Genomic DNA, 14,777 nt, shown 5'->3' on the forward strand with positions numbered 1-14,777 from the left:
ATGCGCCAACGATGCCATTCAAGCAAGCCTACCTACCTGACCGCAGCCCAAGAGGAATTCCGTGAACGATACTCCCGTCATTAGCTGGACCGAAGACGGCGAGACCCGTTCTGCCCGCTGGCACTCCGAAAGCGGCTCACCGCCGCCCAAAAAAGTGATTCTCGCCGACGACCGCCTGAACGCCGACACCGCCTACAGGCTGGCCAGCGAGGGCACAGCTTTATTGTGGCGCGGCGATTTCCAGAATGCCCGCCAGCTATTGCAGGCGTTGGCGCGCCGCATCGAACATAAACCGGGAAAGTCGAAGAAAGCGGTCAAGATACCAGCGTCACCGACCGAGGCTTTTCACCTGCACCGGCAGGCGCAGTCGCAAAGAGCACGCACGCTGGCCATGCTGCTGCTGCCGTTCGACGCGGATTTCCGCATCCCGCTGCGCCGCGCGCCGGACGTGCAACAGGCGTGCAGCGAAGCCTACGGCAAGGCATCGGAACCCTTTGTGGCGTCGCTGCGCGAATTGCTGGGCCTGGTAGGCGCGCATGAATGGCGCAAGAAAGGCGTGGAAATACCCGCGCTGGAAGGCCGCATCCATCCTTACTACGGCGTGTTCTCTCCGGTCAGGGGTGAATACATCAGCCTGGTGGCGGATACACCGCTGCCCTCGACCGCGCTGGCCTTCGATATCGGCACCGGCACCGGCGTGCTGGCCGCGGTGCTGGCAAAGCGCGGCGTCAAACGCATCATCGCCACCGATCAGGATGAGCGCGCGCTGGCCTGCGCCAAGGAAAACCTGGACAGGCTGGGCGCACAGAAGCAAGTAGAGGTGATCCAGGCCGACCTGTTTCCGCCGGGCCGCGCTCCGCTGGTCGTGTGTAATCCGCCGTGGGTACCGGCAAGGCCCAATTCGCCGATAGAACATGCGGTGTACGACCCTGAAAGCCGCATGCTGCGCGGCTTCCTGGCCGGGCTGGCAGAGCACCTGGAGTCCAAAGGCGAAGGCTGGCTGATTCTGTCCGACCTGGCCGAACATCTTGGCCTGCGCTCGCGCGAAGAACTGCTGGCACTGATAGACGGCGGCGGCCTGAAGGTGCTGGGCAAGTCGGACATACGCCCGCATCACCCAAAAGCCGCCGACACCGAGGATCCGCTGCACGCGGCACGCGCAGCGGAAATCACGTCGCTGTGGCGCCTGGGCACGAAGTAAGCGCAAACCAGAAATAAGCAAAATCAATATTTATACCGAGGAACACAATGAGCAGCAAACCCGCCCGCATCCTGACCTTTAAATGCAAGACCTGCACCAAGCCGGTCCAGGTATTCTTGCAAAAAGTATCAGCCTGCTCACATATCCAGCCTTACCAGGGCATCTGCAAATGCGGCGAAGTGATGCGCCACGCCACCGGCCAGAAAGATGCGGTGGAATCCTATATGGCCTCGTCGGACGGCTTGTGGTCGCACCATCATCACTAAACCGGTCAATAACAGATATTTGATCGATGATTACGGCAAATTGCCTGAAATTGCTTGAATATCCAACGCAAATCCGCATCTATGCCATACCCGGTGCAGAAACCCGGTCGAAAGCATTTATAATCTAAGGTTTTTGCAGTGGTTCTCCTCACACTATGAAGGTATTTCGCGGACTTCCCAATGCTGCCTCGCGCGCGCCCTGTGCGCTGACGATAGGCAACTTTGACGGCGTGCATCTAGGGCATCAGGTTCTGCTGTCCAGATTGCGCGCAGCGGCGACACGCCTGTCGCTGGATGCCGCGGTAATGACCTTTGAACCGCACCCGCGCGCCTTCTTTGCCCAGATGTCGGGCGACCTGTCGCGCGCACCTACCCGCATCGCCAACCTGCGCGACAATCTGGCCTCGCTGACGGTAGCAGGCGTGGACCGCGTCATCGTCGAACACTTCAATGCGCATTTTGCATCGCTGACGCCGCAAGACTTCATCGAAAAGGTGCTGGTGGAAGGCTTGCATGTGAAATGGCTGATGGTGGGCGAGGATTTCCGCTACGGCGCCAAACGTGCCGGCGACATCGCCATGCTGGTCGAAGCCGGCAAACGTTATGGATTTGAAGTGGAGACCTTGCCTGCGGTGCAGAACAAGGGCGTACGCATCTCCTCATCCGCCGTGCGCAGTGCACTTGCCGATGGCAATTTTGCGGAGGCGGAGGCCTTGCTTGGCCACCCATACCGTATTTCCGGCCGCGTCGTGCACGGCCAGAAGCTGGGACGCACCATCGGCTATCCCACACTGAACTTGCGTATCGCGCACCACCGCCCCGCACTGAACGGCATCTTCGTCGTGCAGGTACACGGCCTGGCCGACGAGCCCTTGCCGGGCGTGGCCAGCCTGGGTGTGCGCCCCACCGTGGACGACAGTGGCCGCGTGCTGCTGGAAACGCATGTGTTTGACTACAGCGGCAATTGCTACGGCAAGCTGATCCAGGTGGAATTCCTGAAAAAGCTGCGCGATGAAGAAAAATTCATCGACCTGCCCACGCTGGTCACCGCCATTGACCGCGATGCGGAACAGGCAAAAGCCTATTTCGGTAACGGCAGCCAGGCGCAAGCGATCCATGAACAGGGCCGCAAGCAGGCCAGCTCGGCGACCGACCGAATTTGAAGACCATCCAGCGTCTTTAGCGCGGGCGCATTGCAGCACCGAAGCGCCGCACACTGAATTTCGAATACCTCACTAAAGAAAAACCATGTCTGAAAATCAATCCGGCAAGCCGAATAAAGCAGTCAGCAAATACCCGGTCAACATGACCGAAACGCCTTTCCCGATGCGCGGGGACCTGGCCAAGCGCGAACCTAAATGGGTCAAGGAATGGCAGGACAAGAAAATCTACCAGCGTATCCGCAAGGCGTCCAAAGACCGCCCTAAATTCGTGCTGCATGACGGCCCGCCGTATGCAAACGGCGACATCCATATCGGTCATGCGGTCAACAAAATACTGAAGGATATCGTCGTCAAGTCGCGCAATATGGCGGGCTTTGACGCGCAGTACGTTCCGGGCTGGGATTGCCACGGCATGCCTATCGAAATCCAGATCGAAAAGCTGTACGGCAAAAACCTGCCGGTCGCCGAAGTGCAGGCCAAGGCACGTGCCTACGCCAATGAGCAGATCGAGCGGCAGAAAGCCGATTTCATCCGCCTGGGCGTACTGGGCGAATGGGATAATCCGTACAAGACCATGAACTTCAGCAATGAAGCGGATGAGCTGCGCGCATTGGGCAAGCTGCTGAAAAAAGGCTATGTGTATCGCGGCCTGAAACCGGTCAACTGGTGCTTCAACTGCGAATCCGCGCTGGCCGAGGCGGAAGTTGAATATGAAAACAAACGCGATCCTTCGATCGACGTCGGCTTCCCGTTTGCAGAACAGGACAAGATCGCCAAGGCCTTCAAGCTGGACAAGCTGCCAACCGACAAAGGCTACTGCGTCATCTGGACCACCACGCCATGGACTATCCCGTCCAACCAGGCGTTGAACATGCATCCGGAAATCACCTATGCGCTGGTGGAAACCGTGCGCAATGGTGAAACCATCCTGCTGATCCTGGCGCAAGACCTGGTCGAAGCCAGCCTGCAGAAATACAAGCTGGAAGGCAAGGTCATCGCCACCACGCTGGGTGCCGACCTATCGGAAATCAAGTTCAAGCATCCGTTTGCAGCGCTGGATGCAGGCTATGACCGCTACTCGCCCGTGTACCTGGGTGAATACGTGACGCTGGACAGCGGCACCGGCATCGTGCATTCCGCCCCTGCCTACGGCATAGAGGATTTCCAGTCCTGCAAGGCGCACGGCATGAAGGATGACGATATCCTAAACCCGGTGATGGGCGACGGCAGGTATGCGTCGTGGCTGCCGTTCTTTGCCGGCATGAATATCTGGGATGCCTCCAAGCCTATCTGCGCCAAGCTGGAAGAGGCCGGCGCGCTGTTCAACCTGGTGATGTTCGACCATAGCTACATGCATTGCTGGCGCCATAAAACGCCGATCATCTACCGCGCCACATCGCAGTGGTTCGCCAGCATGGACAACACGCCCAAAGACGGTGGCGCCAGCCTGCGCGAAACCGCCTTGCGCAGCATCGGTGAAACCGCGTTCTTCCCGGCCTGGGGCCAGGCGCGCCTGCACGGCATGATCGCCAACCGGCCGGACTGGACGCTGTCGCGCCAGCGCCAATGGGGTGTGCCGATGGCCTTTTTCCTGCACAAGGAAACCGGCCAGCTGCATCCGCGCACGCCGGAACTGCTGGAACAGATCGCCCTGCGCATAGAACAGCAAGGCGTCGAAGCCTGGCAAAAACTGGAGATCGCCGAGCTGCTGGGCGATGAAGCGGACATGTATGTGAAGAACCGCGATACGCTGGACGTCTGGTTCGACTCCGGCACGACGCACCAGACGGTATTGCGCGGCTCGCACAAGGAGCAGTCGCACTTCCCGGCCGACCTGTACCTGGAAGGCTCGGACCAGCATCGCGGCTGGTTCCATTCGTCGCTGCTGACTTCGTCGATGCTGAACGGCTGCGCGCCTTACAAGGCACTGCTGACGCACGGCTTCGTCGTGGACGGCGAAGGCAAGAAAATGTCCAAGTCCAAGGGCAACGTGGTGGCGCCGCAGAAGGTGTCCGATACGCTCGGTGCGGACATCCTGCGCCTGTGGGTGGCGTCGACCGATTATTCGGGCGAGCTGTCCATCTCGGACGAGATCCTGAAGCGTGTGACCGAGTCCTATCGCCGTATCCGCAATACGCTGCGCTTCCTGCTGGCCAATACCTCCGACTTTGATCCGGCCAAGGATGCAGTACCATTGGCCGAATTGCTGGAAATCGACCGCTATGCAATCGCCAATACGGCGGTGCTGCAAAAAGACATCCTGGCGCACTACACGGTGTTTGAATACCATCCGGTGGTTTCCAAGCTGCAGTCGTTCTGCTCGGAAGACCTGGGCGGCTTCTACCTGGATATCCTGAAAGACCGGTTGTATACCAGCGGCACTGATTCTGCGGCACGGCGCTCTGCGCAAACGGCCATCTGGCATATCACGCAGGCGCTGCTGCGCGTGATGGCGCCTATCCTGTCCTTTACGGCAGAAGAGGCATGGGCGGCATTTGCGGGCAAGGAAGAATTTGCCGGCAGCGATGAAACCATCTTCACGCAAATCTATTACGCACTGCCTGAGATCGACGGCGCCGAGGCCTTGCTGGCCAAGTTTGCGGCACTGCGCGATATCCGCGCCGAAGTCACCAAACAGCTGGAAGAAGTGCGGGTTGCCGGTGGCATAGGCGCGTCCTTGCAGGCCGAGGTGCTGGTCAAGGCCAGCGGCGCGAAATACGATCTGCTGAAAGGCTTCGGCGACGACCTGCGCTTCATCTTCATCACCTCCGCTGCTGCGGTGGAGCAGGTTGCCGGCGAGGCGGAAGAAACCATCGTCGTGACGCCGTCCACGTATGTAAAGTGCGAGCGCTGCTGGCATTACCGTGCAGACGTCGGCGCACACGCCGACCACGCAGGACTGTGTGGCCGCTGCGTCAGCAATTTGTTCGGCGCAGGCGAAGTACGCCATTTTGCATGATACTGATGGACTCCGGCACGCTGCCGGGGTCCATCGGCAATATCGGTTGGCCACACCTGCCGCTGGCGGATGAGGCCAGCATTTCCACCCATTGACGCTGGTTGATTCTCTTTTGAATGCAATCGGCGCTGAAACCTATCGCTGAAATATCGCTGAATATGGCAACCAAAAAACGCTCTGCCGCTCCGTCCAAACCGTCGTTTACCTCTTCCGGCTCTTCAGGTTCATCACTGGGTCCATGGCTGGGCGTCGCAGCCATCGTCATCCTGCTCGATCAGCTGACCAAGATCACCATTGCCAAGTTGTTCGTGCTGGGCGAGACGCTGCCCGTCACTTCTTTTTTCAACCTGACGCTGTGGCATAACCCCGGCGCGGCATTCAGCTTTCTGGGGCAGGCTTCCGGCTGGCAGCGCTACCTGTTTACAGCCATCGGCATAGGCGCGGCGCTGTTTATTGTCTACCTGCTCAAGAAGCATGCGGGGCAACGACTGTTCTGCTGGGCGCTGGCGCTGATCATGGGCGGCGCACTCGGCAATGTTATCGACAGGCTGCTATACGGCCATGTGATCGATTTCCTGGATTTCCATTACAAAGAGCAATACCACTTTGCCGCATTCAATGTTGCCGATGCCGCCATCAGCATCGGCGCCGCGCTGTTCATCCTGGATGAATTGCGCCGCGTCAAGAAATGAGCAAAGAAGCGAGCAATCAAGTGCGGTAACAGATAAGGCAACAAGGCTGAGGAGCGGACCATGAAGCTTGCGGGTAAAAAAATTGTTCTTGGATTGACAGGCGGCGTCGCCTGCTACAAGGCAGCGGAGCTGACGCGCGCGCTCGGCAAGGCCGGCGCTACCGTGCAGGTCGTCATGACGCAGGCAGCCACGCAATTCATCACACCGGTGACGATGCAGGCCCTGTCCGGCAACACCGTCTACTCTGACCAGTGGGATGCGCGCATACACAACAACATGCCGCACATCGACCTGACACGCGACGCCGATGCCATCGTCATCGTCCCCTGCAGTACCGACTTCATTTCCAAGCTGGCGCACGGCGCCTGCGACGACCTGCTGTCCACTTTGTGCGTGGCCCGCCCTTTGGGCATGCCGCTGATGATTGCACCGGCGATGAATGTGGAGATGTGGCAAAACCCGGCCACGCAAAGGAATATCAGGCAGATCAAGGAAGACGGCATCCAGCTGCTGGGGCCGGCTGCCGGCGACCAGGCCTGCGGCGAAGTCGGCATGGGCCGCATGCTGGAACCGCATGAACTGCTGAATGAAATCATTACGTCCTTCCAGCCCAAGTTGCTCGCAGGCAAGCAGGTGCTGATTACCGCCGGTCCAACGTTTGAACCCATAGACCCGGTGCGCGGCATTACCAACCTGTCTTCCGGCAAGATGGGTTATGCCATTGCACAGGCAGCCCGCGAAGCCGGCGCCAGCGTAACACTGGTATCGGGCCCGACGGCGCTGGAGACGCCTTACGGGGTCAGCCGCATCTCCGTGCAGACTGCACAGCAGATGCATGACGCCGTGATGTCGGCCCTGGCATTGCAGAAACAGGACATCTTCGTCGCCGTTGCCGCAGTGGCAGACTGGCGCGTGGCCAATGCCAGCACGCAAAAATTGAAAAAGGCCGGTGACCAGGATATGCCGCAACTGCAGTTCGCGCAGAACCCGGACATCCTCGCCGCCGTGGCCGCCTTGCCCGGCCGCCCGTATTGCGTGGGCTTTGCGGCAGAATCGGAAAATCTGCTTGAATACGGCGCCGCCAAGCGCATCAAGAAAAACGTGCCTTTACTGGTTGGCAATATCGGCCACAACACCTTCGGCCAGGACGACAATGAGCTGATGCTGTTCGATGAACAAGGGCACACCAGCCTGCCGCGCGCCGACAAGCAGACGCTGGCCGGCCAGCTCATTGCAGAGATCGCCGCGCGCCTGCGCTAGAGCAGGCAACCCCTATTACCAAGGCAGCAAGCATGAAATCAGCCGTCAAATTATCGGTGCTGGACCAGTCCCCCGTCATAGAAGGCCACACCGCACGCGATGCGCTGGCAGCCAGCATAGAACTGGCGCAGCTGGCGGACCAGCTCGGCTACACCCGTTACTGGTGCGCGGAACACCATGGCCTGTTCGGCGTCTGCGACAGCGCGCCGGAAGTGCTGCTGGCGCGCATAGGCGCGGCCACCCAGCGCATACGCATAGGCTCGGGCGGCGTGATGCTGCCATATTACAGCCCTTTCAAGGTGGCTGAACAGTTCCGCATGCTCGAAGCCCTTTATCCGAACCGCATCGACCTCGGCGTGGGGCGCGCCCCCGGCGGCGACCAAAAAACCGCGCAGGCAGTGGCAGCAGGCGCCTACAATCGAGGAGAACTGTTCCCGCAGCAGGTGCAGGAGCTGATCTGGCATCTGCACGGCACGCTGCCGGCCAATCACCCGGCCCATGGCATCGCCCTGCAGCCGCAGGTAGATACCGTGCCACAAATCTGGATGCTGGGTTCCAGCGACTTCGGCGGCAATCTGGCGGCCCAGCTGGGCATACGTTTCGCATTTGCGCATTTCATCAATGCGCACAATGGCCATTACATAGCGCAGGAATACCGCGACCGATTCAACACCGAACTGGAAGCAAGGCCCTATTCCGCCGTCGCCGTATTCGTCATCTGCGCCGATACCGAGCAGCAGGCACAGGAGCTGGCGCTGGCCGTCGACATGCGCCGCCTGCAGATGGCGTATGGCGTCAATGCCCCCATCCCGCGCGCCGGCCAGATCGACTCCGCCAGGTTCAGCGAACGCGACCGCATGATCATTGAGCGTGAAAGGCCGCGCAGCGTTATCGGCACGCCGGACCAGGTATCCGAGAAAATGCTGGCGCTGCAACAGCAGTTCGGCGCCGACGAGATCATCGTGCTGACAGTTGCAGGCAGCTATGCCGCGCGGCTCAGGTCTTATGAGCTGCTGGCGCAAACCTTCTCACTTTCGGCACCGAATTAATCACCCCGCTCACAAACAAATCAACCAGATCTGGCATCAATGAAAAATATCGACCTCAAAATCCTCGACCCACGAATGAAAGAACTGCTGCCGGCCTACGGCACACCAGGCAGCGCCGGCCTCGATCTGCGCGCCTGCATTACCGAAGCCATCACGATACAGCCGGGTGAAACCGTGCTGGTGCCCACCGGTCTCGCGATCCACATCGGCGACCCCGGCTATGCCGCCATGCTGTTGCCGCGCAGCGGCATGGGCCACAAGAACGGTATCGTCCTTGGCAACCTGGTGGGGCTGATCGATTCGGACTACCAGGGTGAACTGAAAATCTCGACGTGGAACCGCGGCCAGTCGGCATTCGTGCTGGAACCGATGGAAAGACTGGCGCAGATGATCATCGTGCCGGTATTGCAGGTGGGCTTTAACGTAGTAGATGATTTTGACGCCAGCGAACGCGGCGCGGGTGGCTTTGGCAGCACCGGCAAGCATTGAGGTAGCGATCGCATAAAAAAAACGTAGCCGGATGCAGCGTAGCACAATCCGGGAGCACACCAGGAAATTCATGGCCCCGGATAGCCTTCCGGATTACACTGCGCTGCATCCGTGCTACCTTCCTTCTTTCTTCCGCTCCAAAAACAAAAAGCCCGGACGCATCCGGGCTTTTTCACTGTGACAGCTTATTCAGCCTCTGCAACCTCTTGCGAAGCTTCCGGCGGCGCTGAATTGTCGCCCTCAGCAAACTCCAGCTTGACCTGATCCTTGTCATCCAGATCGACGATGACCTTGCCGCCGGTGACCAGCTTGCCGAACAACAGTTCATCTGCCAGCGCTTTCCTGATCATATCCTGGATCAGGCGGGCCATAGGACGGGCGCCCATCAGCGGATCGAAACCTTTTTTGCCCAGGAATTTGCGCAGGCTGTCGGTGAAAGTGGCTTCCACTTTTTTCTCGTGCAGTTGCTCTTCCAGTTGCATCAGGAATTTATCCACCACGCGCAGGATGATCTCTTCATCCAGTGCGCGGAAGCTGATGATCGCATCCAGGCGATTACGGAACTCAGGCGTAAACATACGCTTGATATCTGCCATTTCATCGCCGGCTTCCTTGCTGTCGTTAAAGCCGATCGACCGTTTCTGCAGGCTCTCTGCACCGGCATTGGTCGTCATGATAATGATCACATTGCGGAAGTCCGCCTTGCGGCCGTTATTGTCGGTCAGCGTGCCATGGTCCATCACCTGCAGCAGAATATTGAAGACATCCGGATGCGCTTTTTCTATCTCATCTAGCAGCAGCACTGCATGCGGCTTCTTGGTAATCGCTTCGGTCAGCAAACCGCCCTGGTCGAAACCCACGTAACCCGGCGGCGCACCGATCAGGCGGCTGACCGCATGGCGCTCCATGTATTCAGACATATCGAAGCGTATCAGCTCAATACCCAGCGTAAATGCCAGCTGCTTGGCCACCTCGGTCTTGCCCACGCCGGTAGGACCGGAGAACAGGAAGGAGCCGATAGGCTTGTCTGTCTTGCCCAGGCCTGCACGCGCCATCTTGATGGCCGACGCCAAAGCTTCGATCGCAGGCTCCTGACCGAACACGACGTTTTTCAGGTCGCGGTCTATGGTCTGCAGCTTGGAACGGTCGTCCTGGTTGACGGTTTGCGGCGGAATACGCGCGATCTTCGCGATGATGTCCTCGATATCCGCTTTGCCTATCGTCTTCTTCTGCTTGGACTTCGGCAGGATACGCTGTGCAGCGCCGGCTTCATCGATGACGTCAATTGCCTTGTCGGGCAAATGGCGATCGTTGATAAAGCGTGCCGACAGTTCAGCCGCCGTCGTCAATGCCGAGGCAGAATACTTGACGTTGTGGTGTTCTTCAAAACGCGATTTCAGGCCGCGCAGGATCTGCACTGTCTGTTCTACCGTTGGTTCGTTGACGTCGATCTTCTGGAAACGGCGTGACAGCGCGTGGTCTTTCTCGAAGACGCCGCGGTATTCGGTGTAAGTGGTCGCACCGATGCATTTCAACTGGCCGCTGGACAAAGCCGGTTTCAGCAGGTTGGATGCATCCAGCGTGCCGCCGGAAGCCGAACCGGCGCCGATGATCGTGTGGATTTCGTCAATGAACAATACACCGTTGGGAGTATCCTTCAATTGTTTCAGCACGCCTTTCAGGCGCAACTCGAAATCGCCGCGGTATTTGGTACCGGCCAGCAACGCGCCCATGTCCAGCGAGTAGACAACGGCATTTTGCAGGATTTCAGGCACATCGCCCTGGGTGATGCGCCATGCCAGGCCCTCGGCGATGGCAGTCTTGCCCACGCCGGCTTCGCCAACCAGCAGCGGATTGTTTTTGCGGCGGCGGCACAGGATCTGGATCACGCGTTCGACTTCGCTGTCGCGGCCGATCAATGGATCGATCTTGCCTTCGGCGGCAGACTTGTTCAGGTTTTGCGTGAACTGGTCGAGCGGGTTTTCTTTTTGCTGGCCTTCCGCCTGCGCTTCTTCCACGCCTTCGGACGATTTGGCAGGATCAACATGCTGATCCTTGCGCACGCCGTGCGAAATGAAATTGACCACGTCAAGGCGAGTCACACCCTGCTGATGCAGGTAGTAGACCGCGTGCGAGTCTTTTTCACCGAAGATCGCCACCAGCACGTTGGCGCCTGTCACTTCCTTCTTGCCGTTGGAAGCGGACTGCACGTGCATGATCGCGCGCTGTATCACACGCTGGAAGCCCAGTGTAGGCTGGGTATCCACTTCGCTGGTACCCGGCACCGTCGGCGTGTTATCGCTGATGAAGTTGCTCAGGGTTTTGCGCAAATCCTCAATATTGACCGCGCAGGCGCGCATCACTTCGGCTGCCGAAGGATTATCCAGCAGGGCCAGCAGTAAATGCTCGACCGTGATGAATTCATAACGAGCCTGCCTGGCTTCCACAAAAGCCATGTGCAAACTGACTTCCAATTCTTGCGCAATCATACTTCCTCCATCACACATTGCAGGGGATGTCCTGCCTTACGAGCGTGCGTCAAAACGAGTTCCACTTTAGTCAAGGCGATATCTTTCGAATATACGCCGCAAACGCCTCTACCGTCCCTGTGCACCTTGAGCATAATCTGCATCGCGGTTTCCCGGTCTTTATTAAAGTACTCCTGAATGATCGCTACGACAAATTCCATCGGCGTGTAGTCGTCGTTCAGTAAGGTAACCTGGTACATGGCCGGCGGCTTCAGCTTCTGCGCCTGCCGCTCCAGTATCGTACCGTTTTCTTGCTTATTTCCCATACGTATATTCTAGTACGTTGATCTGCCAGCGAGTTAAATAATAAGAGCATTATTTAGCCCCTTTTAGAATGTTACGCGTTTTCTGTACTTCCCGCAGATGGTGACCAATTTCCATTCATCAAGTGCTTTCGCGATGCTTTAGCAACACATTACCAGGCAGACAGAATTAAGTGAAAAAACAACAATGCTACAACGACCATGGAAATATCTTGACTTTACCTTTTTTTCCGCCAAGAATGATATTTATTGACAAGATTATGTTGCACTTGTCAATAGAAGTGAGCAAGTTTAGGGGGAGGTAGCTTTGCGCTAAGTTTCTTGCTTTTACGGCTCGTGTGATTAGTTTATATTTGAAAGATGCATTATGGCAACAGGTACCGTCAAGTGGTTCAATGATTCCAAAGGCTTCGGCTTTATCACTCCGGATGACGGCGGTGAGGATTTGTTCGCCCACTTTTCCGCAATCCAGATGAACGGCTTCAAGACCCTCAAAGAAGGTCAGAAGGTAACGTTCGAAGTCACGCAAGGCCCTAAAGGCAAGCAAGCTTCCAACATTCAAAACCCTTAATCTCACGATCAGGATTTTGTGTAAAAAGCCCCGCTCACGCGGGGCTTTTTTTATCTGCGCCCTCCTGTCTTACCCCTGCCCGCCCTGCCTTCCCTTATCTTCATGCGCAACCGGCGATATGCTTCCTGCCTCGATATCGCCGACACGATCTTAATTTCCTCTTTGCAGAACCCCGGACGCCCAATACAATCAAGGCCATTGCCGCCGCCCGCAGCAAACCGCCTGCCCCGTCATCACCGGCCACACCATGAAACTCCGCTACAAAATCATCCTGTTCGCCATCATCCCGCTGCTACTGGCCTTTCTCGGCATCGCGCTGGCGGTGCTGCACCAGACCACACTGCTCGCCCAGCAGCAGCGCTCTACAGTCGAACAGGCCTACATGGCAAGCAAGGAAGCAGAGCTCAAGCATTATGTGACGCTGGGCATGGCGGCCATTTCCGAGCTGTACGACTCCGACAAGCCCGACGCGGAAACCATGGAGAGGGCCAAGGAAATATTGTCACGGCTGGATTACGGCAACGACGGCTATTTCTATGTCTATGACATGCACGGCAATAACCTGATGCATCCGCGCCAGCCCGAGCTGGTAGGCCGCGACCTGTGGGAGCTGACTGACCCCGAGGGCAACCGCACGATACAGAACCTGATCGCCAAGGCCCAGCAAGGCGGCGGCATCGTGCCCTATATGTGGGAAAAACCTTCGACGCACAAGATGGCGCCCAAGATGGGCTACGTGGTCGCGCTCAAAAAATGGGGCTGGATGCTCGGCACCGGCATCTATCTGGACGATGTGGACACTGCGCTCAACAAGATCGACATCCAGGTTGCTAAAAACATACAAAGCACGATGTTCTGGATTACCGGCATTGCCGTCATCAGCGCGCTGCTGATCGCCCTGTGCGGGCTGGCGCTCAATATCAGCGAATCACGCGTTGCCGAAGCCAAGCTCAAGGTGCTGGCGCAAAGCGTGGTGAGATCGCAGGAAGACGAACGGGCCCGCCTGTCGCGCGACCTGCATGACGGCCTCAGCCAGCTGCTGGTGTCGATCAAGCTGCAGATAGAATCCGGGCTGGCCAAGCTGATGAGCCGCCCGGCGCAGGAGGATGCCGCCAAAACTTCGTTCACACGCGCCACCATGCAACTCAACGACGCACTGGGCGAGTTGCGCCGGATTTCGCACGACCTGCGCCCGGCAATGCTGGACGACCTGGGCCTGGCCGCGGCCTTTGAGCAACTCGCTGGCGAATTTGCCGCAAGCTCTTCGCTGCCGGTGCATTTCGAGGCGCGTGGCCATACGTCCGGGCTTTCCGAGGTCGGCAATACGGTATTATTCCGGGTCGCGCAGGAAGCGCTGATGAATATCCACAAGCACGCGGCGCAAGTCACTGAGGTGAGCATGCTGCTGTCGGGCGATGCGCGGCAAATCAGGCTGCTGATTTCCGATAACGGCGCCGGCTTCGACGTAGCCGGCATTGCAGGCAACCCTAAACGGGGCATAGGACTAAGCAATATGAAAGAAAGACTGGACACCGTCAAAGGCCAGCTGGAAGTGCATTCCAATACCGGCGGCACCCAGGTTATCGCCAGCATCCCCAGCGGCAAGGGAGCGCGTACGTGAGCGCGCAGGAGGTAATCAGGATTTTCCTGGTGGACGACCATCCGCTGGTGCGCGACGGCCTGAAGGCCAGGCTGGAAACCATTCCGCATTTCTCCATCGTCGGGGAAGCCGGCAATGGAGAAGAAGCGATGCAGAAAGCCGCCGGCACCGCAATCGATCTGGTGCTGATGGACATCAACCTGAATGGCCACGGCATGAGCGGCATGGCCGGCATGAACAGCACCGGCAGCAGCAACGGCATTGCGCTGACTGCGCGCTTTGCAGCGGAATATCCTGGCATCCGTGTCATCATGCTATCGATGCACGACAAGGCGGAATACGTCACGCAGGCCATGCAGGCCGGCGCGCGCGGCTATGTACTGAAAGACGCGCCGGCGGAACATATCATCGCCGCAATAGAATCCGTGACATCCGGCAGCACCTACCTCAGCGCAGGCTTGCAGCAGCCGGGCAACAGCGCCTCATCCGCGGCCGTGCTGACGCAGAGGGAACAAGACATCCTGAAGAGCATCGCCACCGGCAAATCGAACAAGCATATCGCCCAGGAACTGGGCCTCAGCGTGCGCACCGTGGAAACGCACAGGCTGAATATCAAGCGCAAGCTGAATATCGAAGGCCAGGCCGACTTGATACGCTATGCGCTGAGCCAGAATTTCTAAAAAAACAAAGCCGGCGCTGAGCCGGCTTTTTCACTACGGAGCAAGGGAGCGTGTTA

13 protein-coding genes are annotated in these 14,777 nt (G+C 58.2%); 11 read left to right on the forward strand and 2 right to left on the reverse strand.

Annotated features, from left to right (window positions below; genetic code table 11):
- The first annotated feature begins 61 nt into the window (after positions 1–61).
- From ACO0LO_RS21700 to dut, 8 genes are all read left to right on the forward strand, one after another.
- Positions 62–1,201 carry a methyltransferase gene (locus tag ACO0LO_RS21700; protein ID WP_422967300.1) on the forward strand — a complete coding sequence of 380 codons (1,140 nt, stop codon included), beginning with the start codon at positions 62–64 and terminating at the stop codon, positions 1,199–1,201.
- Between the two features lie 47 nt (positions 1,202–1,248).
- Positions 1,249–1,467: a hypothetical protein gene (locus ACO0LO_RS21705; RefSeq protein ID WP_422967302.1), complete on the forward strand. Its 219-nt coding sequence runs from the start codon at positions 1,249–1,251 to the stop codon at positions 1,465–1,467.
- Positions 1,468–1,622: 155 nt separating this feature from the next.
- Complete coding sequence (locus ACO0LO_RS21710; RefSeq protein WP_422967304.1) at positions 1,623–2,630, forward strand: bifunctional riboflavin kinase/FAD synthetase; 1,008 nt, start codon at positions 1,623–1,625, stop codon at positions 2,628–2,630.
- A gap of 85 nt (positions 2,631–2,715) precedes the next feature.
- Positions 2,716–5,589 carry an isoleucine--tRNA ligase gene (gene ileS, locus ACO0LO_RS21715; protein WP_422967306.1) on the forward strand — a complete coding sequence of 958 codons (2,874 nt, stop codon included), beginning with the start codon at positions 2,716–2,718 and terminating at the stop codon, positions 5,587–5,589.
- Positions 5,590–5,747: 158 nt separating this feature from the next.
- A complete protein-coding gene (gene lspA / locus ACO0LO_RS21720; protein WP_422967308.1) occupies positions 5,748–6,281 on the forward strand; it encodes a signal peptidase II in 534 nt (177 codons plus the stop codon).
- Positions 6,282–6,341: 60 nt separating this feature from the next.
- The gene (gene coaBC / locus ACO0LO_RS21725; protein ID WP_422967310.1) at positions 6,342–7,541 is read left to right on the forward strand and encodes a bifunctional phosphopantothenoylcysteine decarboxylase/phosphopantothenate--cysteine ligase CoaBC; all 1,200 of its coding nucleotides are present in this window, start codon (positions 6,342–6,344) and stop codon (positions 7,539–7,541) included.
- 32 nt (positions 7,542–7,573) lie between these two features.
- Positions 7,574–8,590: an LLM class flavin-dependent oxidoreductase gene (locus ACO0LO_RS21730; RefSeq protein ID WP_422967312.1), complete on the forward strand. Its 1,017-nt coding sequence runs from the start codon at positions 7,574–7,576 to the stop codon at positions 8,588–8,590.
- Between the two features lie 39 nt (positions 8,591–8,629).
- A complete protein-coding gene (dut, locus tag ACO0LO_RS21735) occupies positions 8,630–9,079 on the forward strand; it encodes a dUTP diphosphatase (RefSeq protein WP_422967314.1) in 450 nt (149 codons plus the stop codon).
- 185 nt (positions 9,080–9,264) lie between these two features.
- Here the strand turns inward: dut and clpA are convergent, their stop codons facing one another.
- Both clpA and clpS read right to left on the reverse strand, forming a co-directional pair.
- Positions 9,265–11,568 (reverse strand): ATP-dependent Clp protease ATP-binding subunit ClpA, encoded by a 2,304-nt coding sequence (clpA, locus tag ACO0LO_RS21740; protein WP_422967316.1) that lies wholly within the window; start codon positions 11,566–11,568, stop codon positions 9,265–9,267.
- Positions 11,565–11,873 (reverse strand): ATP-dependent Clp protease adapter ClpS, encoded by a 309-nt coding sequence (clpS, locus tag ACO0LO_RS21745; RefSeq protein ID WP_422967318.1) that lies wholly within the window; start codon positions 11,871–11,873, stop codon positions 11,565–11,567. The genes clpA and clpS overlap by 4 nt, the downstream gene beginning before the upstream one ends.
- A gap of 364 nt (positions 11,874–12,237) precedes the next feature.
- Here clpS and ACO0LO_RS21750 point away from each other — a divergent pair, with 364 nt between their 5' ends.
- The 3 genes from ACO0LO_RS21750 to ACO0LO_RS21760 all read left to right on the forward strand — a co-directional run bounded on the left by ACO0LO_RS21750 (position 12,238) and on the right by ACO0LO_RS21760 (position 14,721).
- Positions 12,238–12,441: a cold-shock protein gene (locus ACO0LO_RS21750; protein WP_162021162.1), complete on the forward strand. Its 204-nt coding sequence runs from the start codon at positions 12,238–12,240 to the stop codon at positions 12,439–12,441.
- Positions 12,442–12,688: 247 nt separating this feature from the next.
- The gene (locus ACO0LO_RS21755; RefSeq protein ID WP_422967320.1) at positions 12,689–14,062 is read left to right on the forward strand and encodes a cache domain-containing protein; all 1,374 of its coding nucleotides are present in this window, start codon (positions 12,689–12,691) and stop codon (positions 14,060–14,062) included.
- Positions 14,059–14,721 carry a response regulator gene (locus ACO0LO_RS21760; RefSeq protein ID WP_422967322.1) on the forward strand — a complete coding sequence of 221 codons (663 nt, stop codon included), beginning with the start codon at positions 14,059–14,061 and terminating at the stop codon, positions 14,719–14,721. Before ACO0LO_RS21755 ends, ACO0LO_RS21760 begins: the two co-directional genes overlap by 4 nt.
- Positions 14,722–14,777 lie beyond the last annotated feature (56 nt).

This window comes from Undibacterium sp. TJN25 (genome assembly GCF_049339885.1).
GTDB lineage: Bacteria > Pseudomonadota > Gammaproteobacteria > Burkholderiales > Burkholderiaceae_D > Undibacterium.